The 10,831-nt window shown below is 41.4% G+C and carries 6 protein-coding genes and 2 rRNA genes (1 of these 8 only partly in view); 7 read left to right on the top strand and 1 reads right to left on the bottom strand.

Translation table 11 applies throughout. The annotated features are described in order from the left end of the window. Both QE450_RS16585 and rrf read left to right on the top strand, forming a co-directional pair. Window positions 1–1,930, top strand: a 23S ribosomal RNA gene (locus QE450_RS16585) (it extends 994 nt beyond the left edge of the window). A gap of 62 nt (window positions 1,931–1,992) precedes the next feature. Beyond that, a 5S ribosomal RNA gene (gene rrf, locus QE450_RS16580) occupies window positions 1,993–2,109 on the top strand. Window positions 2,110–2,473: 364 nt separating this feature from the next. On the opposite strand, the gene serS is transcribed toward rrf, so the two are convergent. Further along, window positions 2,474–3,757, bottom strand: coding sequence for a serine--tRNA ligase (serS, locus tag QE450_RS16575; protein WP_307300670.1), 1,284 nt, complete (start codon window positions 3,755–3,757; stop codon window positions 2,474–2,476). An 879-nt stretch (window positions 3,758–4,636) separates the two neighbouring features. Between serS and QE450_RS16570 the strand changes: the two genes are divergently transcribed. The 5 genes from QE450_RS16570 to radA all read left to right on the top strand — a co-directional run bounded on the left by QE450_RS16570 (window position 4,637) and on the right by radA (window position 10,819). Continuing rightward, complete coding sequence (locus QE450_RS16570) at window positions 4,637–5,098, top strand: CtsR family transcriptional regulator (protein ID WP_307300668.1); 462 nt, start codon at window positions 4,637–4,639, stop codon at window positions 5,096–5,098. Between the two features lie 27 nt (window positions 5,099–5,125). After that, window positions 5,126–5,650 (top strand): protein-arginine kinase activator protein McsA, encoded by a 525-nt coding sequence (gene mcsA / locus QE450_RS16565; protein ID WP_273616361.1) that lies wholly within the window; start codon window positions 5,126–5,128, stop codon window positions 5,648–5,650. Window positions 5,651–5,663: 13 nt separating this feature from the next. Continuing rightward, window positions 5,664–6,737 carry a protein arginine kinase gene (gene mcsB / locus QE450_RS16560; RefSeq protein WP_204827245.1) on the top strand — a complete coding sequence of 358 codons (1,074 nt, stop codon included), beginning with the start codon at window positions 5,664–5,666 and terminating at the stop codon, window positions 6,735–6,737. 20 nt (window positions 6,738–6,757) lie between these two features. Next, the gene (gene clpC, locus QE450_RS16555) at window positions 6,758–9,253 is read left to right on the top strand and encodes an ATP-dependent protease ATP-binding subunit ClpC (protein ID WP_273613677.1); all 2,496 of its coding nucleotides are present in this window, start codon (window positions 6,758–6,760) and stop codon (window positions 9,251–9,253) included. Between the two features lie 198 nt (window positions 9,254–9,451). Beyond that, window positions 9,452–10,819, top strand: coding sequence for a DNA repair protein RadA (radA, locus tag QE450_RS16550; protein WP_204827247.1), 1,368 nt, complete (start codon window positions 9,452–9,454; stop codon window positions 10,817–10,819). Window positions 10,820–10,831: the final 12 nt, after the last annotated feature.

The raw sequence follows: 10,831 nt of genomic DNA, 5'->3' as shown, positions 1-10,831 counted from the left end.
AGTGAGTGCTAAGATCCATTGTCGAAAGGGAAACAGCCCAGACCATCAGCTAAGGTCCCCAAGTGTGTGTTAAGTGGGAAAGGATGTGAAGTTGCACAGACAACCAGGATGTTGGCTTAGAAGCAGCCACCATTGAAAGAGTGCGTAATAGCTCACTGGTCGAGTGACTTTGCGCCGAAAATGTAACGGGGCTAAACACACCACCGAAGCTATGGCTTGATACATTCGTATCAGGGGTAGGGGAGCGTTGAATGAAGATTGAAGGTGTACCGCAAGGAGCGCTGGACCTCATTCAAGTGAGAATGCCGGTATGAGTAACGAAAAGATCAGTGAGAATCTGATCCGCCGAAAACCCAAGGATTCCTGAGGAAGGCTCGTCCTCTCAGGGTAAGTCGGGACCTAAGGCGAGGCCGAAAGGCGTAGTCGACGGACAACAGGTTGAAATTCCTGTACCACCGAAAGCCGTTATGAGCAATGGGATGACGCAGGAGGATAGTGACGCGGACTGATGGATGTCCGTTCAAGCAGTGAGGCTGGTATGTAGGCAAATCCGCATACCGCAAGGCCAGGCTGTGATGAGGAGCGAAAATTGTAGTAGCGAAGGTCATGATTTCACACTGCCAAGAAAAGTCTCTAGCCAGGAAGCAGGTGCCCGTACCGTAAACCGACACAGGTGGGTGAGAAGAGAATTCTAAGGCGCGCGGAAGAACTCTCGTTAAGGAACTCGGCAAAATGACCCCGTAACTTCGGGAGAAGGGGTGCCCCGGTAGTGTGAATAGCACGAGGGGGCCGCAGTGAAAAGGCCCAAGCGACTGTTTAGCAAAAACACAGGTCTGTGCGAAGCCGCAAGGCGAAGTATACGGGCTGACGCCTGCCCGGTGCTGGAAGGTTAAGGGGAGTGGTTAGCGCAAGCGAAGCTATGAACCGAAGCCCCAGTAAACGGCGGCCGTAACTATAACGGTCCTAAGGTAGCGAAATTCCTTGTCAGGTAAATTCTGACCCGCACGAATGGCGTAACGATTTGGGCGCTGTCTCAACGAGAGATCCGGTGAAATTTTAATACCTGTGAAGATGCAGGTTACCCGCGACAAGACGGAAAGACCCCATGGAGCTTTACTGCAACTTGATATTGAACTGGGGTGCGATTTGTACAGGATAGGTGGGAGCCGTAGACATCGGAGCGCAAGCTTCGGTTGAGGCGCCGTTGGGATACCACCCTGATCGCATTTGAGTTCTAACCTCGTACCGTGATCCGGTACAGGGACCGTGTCAGGTGGGCAGTTTGACTGGGGCGGTCGCCTCCTAAAGTGTAACGGAGGCGCCCTAAGGTTCCCTCAGAATGGTTGGAAATCATTCGAAGAGTGTAAAGGCATAAGGGAGCTTGACTGCGAGACAGACACGTCGAGCAGGGACGAAAGTCGGGCTTAGTGATCCGGTGGTACCGCATGGAAGGGCCATCGCTCAACGGATAAAAGCTACCCTGGGGATAACAGGCTTATCTCCCCCAAGAGTCCACATCGACGGGGAGGTTTGGCACCTCGATGTCGGCTCATCGCATCCTGGGGCTGAAGTAGGTCCCAAGGGTTGGGCTGTTCGCCCATTAAAGCGGTACGCGAGCTGGGTTCAGAACGTCGTGAGACAGTTCGGTCCCTATCTGTCGTGGGCGTAGGAAATTTGAGAGGAGCTGTCCTTAGTACGAGAGGACCGGGATGGACGCACCGCTGGTGTACCAGTTGTTCCGCCAGGAGCATCGCTGGGTAGCTACGTGCGGAAGGGATAAGCGCTGAAAGCATCTAAGCGTGAAGCCCCCCTCAAGATGAGATTTCCCAGTATGTAAGACCCCTTGTAGACGACGAGGTTGATAGGTTGGGGGTGGAAGTGCCGCAAGGCATGGAGCTGACCAATACTAATCGGTCGAGGGCTTATCCAACAAGCTAACACGCGATGTTTTTGTTTTCGGATTCAGTTTTCAGGGAGCAACACACCTGCCTGTTTGGTAATGATGGCGGAGGGGTTCCACACGTACCCATCCCGAACACGACCGTTAAGCCCTCCAGCGCCGATGGTACTTGGACCGCAGGGTCCTGGGAGAGTAGGACGTTGCCAAGCAACGCGCAAGACCCAAAAGAGTGATTCCTGATTGTAGGAGTCGCTCTTTTTTTGTTCTAATTATCTTTCATACATTGTAATTCTCTTTCATAATAAGTAGATACTTGTTTGGCAGAGTTTTAAGACAATTATTAAAATAACTAAATTAGTCGAAATACATAAAAAAGAACACTTCTTTTGAGCAAAAGAAGTGTTCTTTTATTTATATGTTATTTTGTATGATTCTGTTTTTTACATATAGGATTTGTTTTATAGATGTAGATCTATTGATTCCGCTATTTCACCTAATTAAATTGTTACACTTAAATAAACATGAAGATCGTTTTTAAAAGATAATTATGAAGTTATTACAAGGTATAAATATTTATAGTTGCTCTTTGTGATTTAAATAAGGTCGAAGTGCCACAGGGATATAGATACTTCCATCTTCACGTTGATGATTTTCTAGCAAAGGGATCAGTATACGCGGTGAAGCCACAGCTGTGTTGTTAAGAGTATGACAATACTGAAGCTGTCCCTCGTGATCTCTATAACGTATATTAGCTCGTCTAGCTTGAAAGTCATGGATATTAGAAGAAGAGTGAGTCTCACCATAACTTTGTCTGCTTGGCATCCATGTCTCAATATCATATTGTTTGTAGGTTTTTTGAGACATATCGCCTGTACATACGGCTACTACTTGATAAGGAAGTTCTAGCAACTGAAGTAATTCTTCTGCATTTGCTGTGATCTCTTGATGAATTTGCTCAGATATCTCGGCATTAGCTTCACAAAAGATAACTTGTTCGACTTTAGCGAATTGATGAACTCTATAAAGTCCTCGTACATCTTTACCGGTTGATCCTACTTCACTTCGGAAATTTTGAGAAACTGCTGCTAAACGAATAGCACCTTGAGACAGATCAATGATCTCATCTTGATAATAAGATACAAGAGCGACTTCAGAAGTTCCTGTTAACCATTTATCTTCGTTCTCTATTTTAAATGTCTGATCAATGCCTAAAGGGAAAAAAGCTGTATTACTTAATGCAGAGCCTCTTACCAATGTAGGTACTTCCATAGGAGTATACCCTTTGGCTAGTAGTGTATCTAAAGCAAGTTGTTGAACCGCTCTGTGTAATAGAGCACCTGCCCCTGTTAAATAGTAATTGCGGCTTCCTGCTGTTTTGACTCCTCTTGTAATATCTATCATCTGATGGATTTCGCCTAGTTCGATATGATCTTTAAAAGGAAATGCAAACTGTTGTGGTGTTCCCCATGTACGAATAACGATATTATCTGCGTCTGATTGACCGATCGGAGTATCTGGAGAAACATAGTTAGGGACTAATTCCATCAATCGAGCATACTGTTGTTGAACAGATTGACTGGTTTGTTCCAATTGCTGAAGTTGTAGATTGATTTGTTTCACCTGATCTTTAAGCTGGTGGACAGTGTCGGTAGGCAATACCGATTTATTTTGCATATGGCTACTGATTGTCTGTGTTAATTGGTTTCGTTGTTGACGGAGTTGTTCGATTTGTTGCAAGTACTGATTTTTAAGTTGAGCTTTTTCAAGAAGTTCTGCAATAGATATACTTATTTTCTTTTGATCTGCGACCTCTTGTAATGCTGTAGCATGATTTTTAATATACTGGATATCTAACATAAAATAACCGCTCCTTTTTTCCTAATATAAAGGTAAAATGCACAAAAAAGCTCCTCATCACTTGGGACGAGGAGCTTTTTGCTCGCGGTGCCACCCAACTTGATCAAATACAGATAGTGTATCTGATCCTCTTAGGTTTCGCGATAACGGGCGAAAACCGTTTAACTTAGGAAATAGCAAGCAGTGACTATTCGCTTATGCTATCTCTTGGCGAGAACGCCTCCAGGTTGGATTCCTTTCGATGGCCGTTTCAATATATTGAATTTGTTGTATTGTAACGTATTGTTAAAAAAGTGTCAAGGTCTAGTTTTTATAAAAATTAGATATTAGGGAAATATTATTAGGGGCCAGTCTTTATGAAACTTAAATACTACAAGAATGATATTAAGCCAAATACTTCCAGAACGATATTAAGAAACGATATTAAGAATAGTAAACGATAGCAAGAACTATATATTATAAAAACGATATATCATCAGATTATTAATATTTAATTCGATTGTGAAAAACTAAATTCTAAAAAATATGATTTTCTGTATTATATTTTGCTGTAACCCCTTGGCAAATTCTGAAAATATGTTATAATTAATTTAAAGTCAAAGAAAGTCAAAGTCAGCGCATAGTCAAAGTAATGATGAATACAGTTATTAGATGACGTGAATATGCCTGACGATTTGATGGTAAATAAGATTTATGAACTTTTGATTATAATGATCAGATTATTCATGAATCTATTGTTGTATCATCAAATGCTGTCTTCTTTGGTTTCTTACGATTAGGTTTATGGTTAAGTGATATTTATCTGCTATTTTGAACTTATGATAAATGGGTCAAATTTAGAATAAGTAAATGTTTTAAAACATGATGGAGGAATATACAATGCGTAATATCTCCGACATTATCGAACAATATCTAAAACGAATGCTGCAAGATAGTGGAGAAGGAGCAGTAGAAATACAGCGTAACGAGTTAGCTGATCAATTCTCTTGTGTACCTTCGCAGATCAATTATGTAATTAGTACACGTTTTACATTGGAAAAAGGATATCTGGTTGAAAGTAAACGTGGTGGTGGTGGCTATATTCGTATACGGCGTCTTGAATTGCCTGCTCAAGCTATCCTTCATACTCATATTCATGAAAGTATTGGACAGCATATGAGTCAGACAGCTGCTGAAGGTTTACTATACCAGTTGCTAGAAGCTAGAGTGATTTCTAATCGTGAAGCGGAACTGATGCGTGCAGCAGTATGTAGAGATGTTATTTCGATCAAGCTTCCCTACAGGGATGAGATCCGTGCAAGAATGATGAAGGCGATGTTGATTGCATTACTTCGTCCCTAATCATTCGGGAGAAAGGGGCAATACATGATGATTTGTCAAGAATGTCAGGTAAGACCGGCAACTCTTCATTTTACAAAGATTGTAAATGGTGAAAAAAATGAGTTTCATATCTGTGAAACTTGTGCCCGTGAAAAAGGTGAATTGATTCCAGGAACTTCAGGAGGCTTTTCGATTCACAGTCTACTGTCAGGGTTGATGGATTTTGATTCAAGCAGTAAAGGGCAACTCGCCGGTCAATGCAGTGAAGATGTCCATTGTGAAGAATGTGGTATGACATATACTCAATTTCGTAAATTAGGACGATTTGGATGTAGCTCTTGTTACAAAACGTTTGATAATCAATTAGATCCTCTTTTTAAAAGAGTGCATGGTAGTACTGCTCATGCCGGTAAGCTTCCTAAACGAGGCGGGATCAAAGTAAAAATCAAACGTCAAATGACTGACTTGAAGCAAGAGTTGAAACAGCGTATTGCTGATGAGGAATTTGAAGAGGCCGCACATTTAAGAGATGAAATACGCGAGCTAGAAAAACAAATTTCACAGGAGTCATAAGGAGGAATAACTTATGCCGAATCTCCGTTTTACAGAAAAACCTTTGAGCGATTGGATGCAAAAGGGCGGAGAATATTCGGATGTTGTTATCAGTAGTAGGGTGCGTATAGCCCGTAATCTGATACATCACCCTTTCCCGATTCTGGCAAATATGGAGCAGGCGCAAGAGACACGGAACCAGCTAACAGAAGTGCTAAGTAATGAAGCACTTCAAGCTCTCGGACCGTTTGAGCCATTGCTTTTGGATGAATTAGAAGATGTAGATCGACAAGTCTTGATGGAAAAACATTTGATCAGTCCGAATTTGTTGAATGACTCCAAAAGTGGAGCTGTTCTGCTAACAGATGATGAATCCGTTAGTATTATGGTCAATGAAGAAGATCATTTGCGTATTCAATGTTTGTATCCAGGCTTTCAATTGCAAGAAGCATGGGAACGTGCTACTCAGATCGATGATGCTTTTGAAGATGTAGTGGACTTTGCTTTTGATGATCGTAGAGGTTATCTTACCAGTTGTCCAACAAATGTAGGTACAGGGCTTAGAGTGTCTGTTATGCTACATTTACCTGCATTAGCTATTATGAATCAGGTAGGTCGTGTATTATCTGCTGTATCTCAAGTAGGGCTCGCTGTACGGGGGTTATATGGAGAAGGTAGTGAAGCGATCGGAAATATTTTTCAAATTTCTAACCAGATTACATTAGGCTTATCAGAAGAAGAGATCATTGATAACTTGCATAGTGTTGTGTTGCAAATGATTGAGTATGAACATCATGCTCGCAGTCGTCTACTCAGTGAATCGAAGTTACGTGTTACAGATCGCATTATGCGTTCGTATGGAATACTATCTTATGCAACAATGATGGATTCCAAAGAAGCATTTCAACGCATTTCAGATGTGCGTCTAGGCGTAGATCTAGGTCTGATCGACAAAGCTTCGGTCACACAAATGAACGAATTAACGATAATGACACAACCGGGTTTTCTTCAGAAAACATTCGGTGTTAAAATGGGGTCAGGAGAAAGCGATATGTACCGCGCGCAATTGATCCGTAATACATTAAGTAAAGTAAACGTACAAGACTAAACCGTGGAGGTGCTTTAGATATGATGTTTGGTAGATTTACGGAACGTGCGCAAAAGGTTCTTGCGTTGGCACAAGAAGAGGCAGTTCGTTTGGGTCACAATAATATTGGTACAGAGCATATTTTGCTTGGTTTGATTCGTGAAGGTGAAGGCATTGCAGCCAAAGCACTTATCGGTCTAGGTCTTGGACTTGAAAAAATTCAAGATGAAGTTGAATCTCTTATCGGTAGAGGTCAAGAACAACCTACCAATATTGCTTATACACCACGTGCTAAAAAAGTCATCGAACTTTCTATGGATGAAGCTCGTAAATTGGGTCATACCTATGTAGGTACAGAACACATTTTATTGGGATTGATTCGTGAAGGTGAAGGAGTAGCAGCTCGTGTTCTAAATAATCTAGGTATTAGCTTAAACAAAGCACGTCAACAAGTATTGCAATTGCTTGGTAGCAATGAGGCAGTATCCAGTCATCATGGTACACCAGCAAATGTAAGTACGCCTACGCTAGATAGCCTAGCACGCGATTTGACTGCTATTGCTAAAGATAGTAACTTGGACCCTGTTATTGGACGTAGTAAAGAAATTGAGCGTGTGATTCAAGTTCTAAGCCGTCGTACCAAAAACAATCCAGTGTTGATCGGTGAACCAGGGGTTGGTAAAACAGCAATCGCTGAAGGATTAGCACAAAAAATCATCAACAATGAAATTCCTGAAACATTGCGTGACAAACGCGTTATGACACTGGATATGGGTTCTGTAGTAGCTGGAACTAAATATCGTGGTGAGTTTGAAGATCGTTTGAAAAAAATTATGGATGAGATTCGTCAAGCAGGTAACATTGTACTGTTTATTGATGAGTTGCATACGTTGATCGGTGCTGGTGGAGCTGAAGGAGCTATTGATGCTTCTAATATTTTGAAACCTGCATTGGCTCGTGGTGAACTACAATGTATCGGTGCAACAACACTTGATGAGTACCGTAAATATATCGAAAAAGATGCAGCATTAGAACGTCGTTTCCAACCCATTACTGTAGATCAACCTTCTCCAGAAGAAGCTGTTCAGATCTTAATGGGATTGCGTGATCGTTATGAAGCCCATCACCGTGTAAAAATTACAGATGCAGCTATCGAACAAGCTGTTAAATTGTCTGATCGTTATATTACAGATCGTTTCTTACCGGATAAAGCAATTGATTTAATCGATGAAGCAGGATCTAAAGTAAGATTGAACTCTTATACGATTCCGCCAAATCTTAAACAATTGGAAAGTCGTTTAGAAGATATCCGTAAAGAGAAAGATGCAGCTGTACAAAGTCAAGAATTTGAAAAAGCAGCAGCTTTGCGTGATACAGAACAAAAAATTCGTGAAGAATTAGATACAACGAAAAATCAGTGGAAAGAAAAACAAGGTCGTACTGATTCCGAAGTTACTCCAGAAGATATTGCTGATATTGTAGCTAGCTGGACAGGTATTCCGGTAACGAAATTGAAAGAAGAAGAAACAGATCGTCTGTTGAATATGGAAGATCTATTGCATCAACGCGTAATCGGTCAAGATGAAGCTGTTATTGCTGTCAGCCGTGCGATTCGTCGTGCTCGTGCTGGATTGAAAGATCCTAAACGTCCTATGGGTTCCTTTATCTTCTTAGGTCCTACAGGGGTTGGTAAAACAGAATTGGCTCGTGCTTTGGCAGAATCTATGTTTGGCGATGAAAATGCAATTATCCGTATTGATATGTCCGAGTACATGGAGAAACATTCTACTTCACGTCTAGTAGGAGCTCCTCCAGGATATGTAGGATATGAAGAAGGCGGTCAATTGACAGAGAAAGTACGTCGCAAACCGTATTCTGTAGTGTTATTGGATGAGATTGAAAAAGCTCACCCAGAAGTATTTAACATTTTACTACAAGTACTAGAAGATGGACGTCTTACTGATTCTAAAGGACGTGTTGTCGATTTCCGTAATACATTGATTATTTTGACTTCTAATGTTGGTGCAGATGCGATTCGTCGTAATTCTACACTTGGATTCACCGCTGCTGTTGATTCAGGAGCAGATTACAACAACATGAAGGGCAAAGTAACAGATGAGTTGAAACGTAGTTTCCGTCCTGAGTTCTTGAACCGGATTGATGATACGATTGTATTCCACTCATTGGAACAAAAACATATTGCTGAGATCGTAACATTGATGTCTGAAGAACTTCGCAAACGTCTACGTGAATATGCTGTAGATTTCACTTTGACAGACACAGCTAAAGCATTCTTGGCTAAAGAAGGATTCGATCCTGCTTATGGTGCACGTCCACTACGTCGTGCTATTCAAAAGCATATCGAAGACAAATTGTCTGAAGAATTGCTAACTGGTGGTATTGTTAAAGGTGATACACTGATTATCGATGAAAAAGATGGCGCTTTGACTGTAGAGAAAGTAGCTAAAACAGAAGAGCCTGTCGAGAACGTTTCTATCGATACTACAGAATCAGATGAAGCAAAATCATCTAACTGAGTGTAACTTATTTCATCTAATTTACGTCTAATAAAAGGTTGGTCCTTAAGAGCAGAAATTGCTCCGGGATCAACCTTTTTGATGTTATAATAGAGAAGATGTAGCGCAAAGATGTAAAGTTTACAATATTGTTTTACGATAAAACGTATAGAATGTTAAGCTTATAATAAGTTGACATCAATATAGAGGGAGTTATCCATGGCTAAAGTCAAAACCAAGTTTTTTTGTACAGAATGTGGATATGAATCTCCAAAATGGTATGGTAAATGCCCGGGGTGTCAGTCTTGGAATAGTATGGTGGAAGAAAAAGAAAGCAACGTAAAAACGCAAGGAATGAATTCTTCTTTATTTCAAACCAAGCAGAAACCACAAGCGATTACTGAAATTGAAAGCGGGAAAGAACCGCGTATTCAGACCGGTATCGGAGAGCTTAACCGCGTCTTAGGTGGTGGTGTAGTGCCAGGTTCGCTAGTATTAGTAGGTGGAGATCCTGGTATTGGTAAGTCTACGTTGTTATTACAAACTTCACATGCACTAACACAAGCAGGGCTACGTGTTCTTTACGTATCAGGAGAAGAATCTGTAAGGCAGACCAAGTTACGTGCAGAGCGACTTGGAGCATTATCTGATCAGTTATTTGTACTGTGTGAAAGTAATATGGATTTGATCGAGGAAGCGATTGATCAATTAGATCCTCATTTTCTAGTGATTGATTCGATACAGACGGTTTATCAACCAGAAGTCACAAGTGCTCCTGGTAGTGTATCGCAAGTACGGGAATGTACATCACGCTTTATGAGAGTAGCCAAGATTCGTGGTGTCGCTACAGTACTTGTTGGACATGTTACCAAAGAAGGTGCTATTGCAGGCCCAAGAATGTTGGAGCATATGGTAGACTGTGTTCTTTATTTTGAAGGGGAACGTCATCATACGTACCGCATATTACGAGCTGTCAAAAACCGCTTTGGCTCAACAAATGAAATGGGTATTTTTGAAATGCATGAAGATGGATTGATCGAAGTCTCTAATCCATCAGAATTATTTATATCAGAACGTTCGATAGGAGTAGCAGGTTCAACAGTTGTAGCTAGCATGGAAGGCACACGTCCTATGCTTGTTGAATTACAAGCTCTTGTTGCTGCGACTCATTTTCCTTCTCCACGGCGGATGGGTACAGGTGTAGATCATAATCGCTTGAGTCTCATTATTGCTGTATTGGAAAAGCGAATGGGGATGTTTTTACAAAATCAAGATGCTTATCTAAACGTAGCCGGTGGGGTTAAACTGGATGAACCTGCGGTAGATTTAGCAATTGCTGTAAGCTTAGCTTCAAGCTTCAAAGATGCTCCAACCAAACCAGATGATGTGATCTTTGGAGAAATTGGATTGACTGGAGAAGTTCGTGGAGTATCTCGCGCAGAGCAGCGTGTGAAAGAAGCAGCAAAATTAGGATTTAAACGAGTGATTTTACCAGAAAAAAGTCTGAAAGGATGGAAGCATCCTAAAGGTATTCAATTAATTGGAGTTAATACGGTAGCAGAAGCGTTAAAGGCTGCGTTAGATTAGGGGGACAAGATG

This window comes from Paenibacillus sp. SORGH_AS_0306 (assembly GCF_030819345.1).
GTDB lineage: Bacteria > Bacillota > Bacilli > Paenibacillales > Paenibacillaceae > Saccharibacillus > Saccharibacillus kyungheensis.
The sequence above is the reverse complement of the archived record's forward strand: the minus strand, read 5'-3'. Positions and strand labels throughout refer to the sequence as shown.

What these genes read in the sequence shown, in the direction of transcription:
- serS (WP_307300670.1), bottom strand. Translation starts at nt 3,757, where the DNA reads ATGTTAGATATCCAGTATATTAAAAATCATGCTACAGCATTACAAGAG.
- QE450_RS16570 (WP_307300668.1), top strand. Translation starts at nt 4,637, where the DNA reads ATGCGTAATATCTCCGACATTATCGAACAATATCTAAAACGAATGCTG.
- mcsA (WP_273616361.1), top strand. Translation starts at nt 5,126, where the DNA reads ATGATTTGTCAAGAATGTCAGGTAAGACCGGCAACTCTTCATTTTACA.
- mcsB (WP_204827245.1), top strand. Translation starts at nt 5,664, where the DNA reads ATGCCGAATCTCCGTTTTACAGAAAAACCTTTGAGCGATTGGATGCAA.
- clpC (WP_273613677.1), top strand. Translation starts at nt 6,758, where the DNA reads ATGATGTTTGGTAGATTTACGGAACGTGCGCAAAAGGTTCTTGCGTTG.
- radA (WP_204827247.1), top strand. Translation starts at nt 9,452, where the DNA reads ATGGCTAAAGTCAAAACCAAGTTTTTTTGTACAGAATGTGGATATGAA.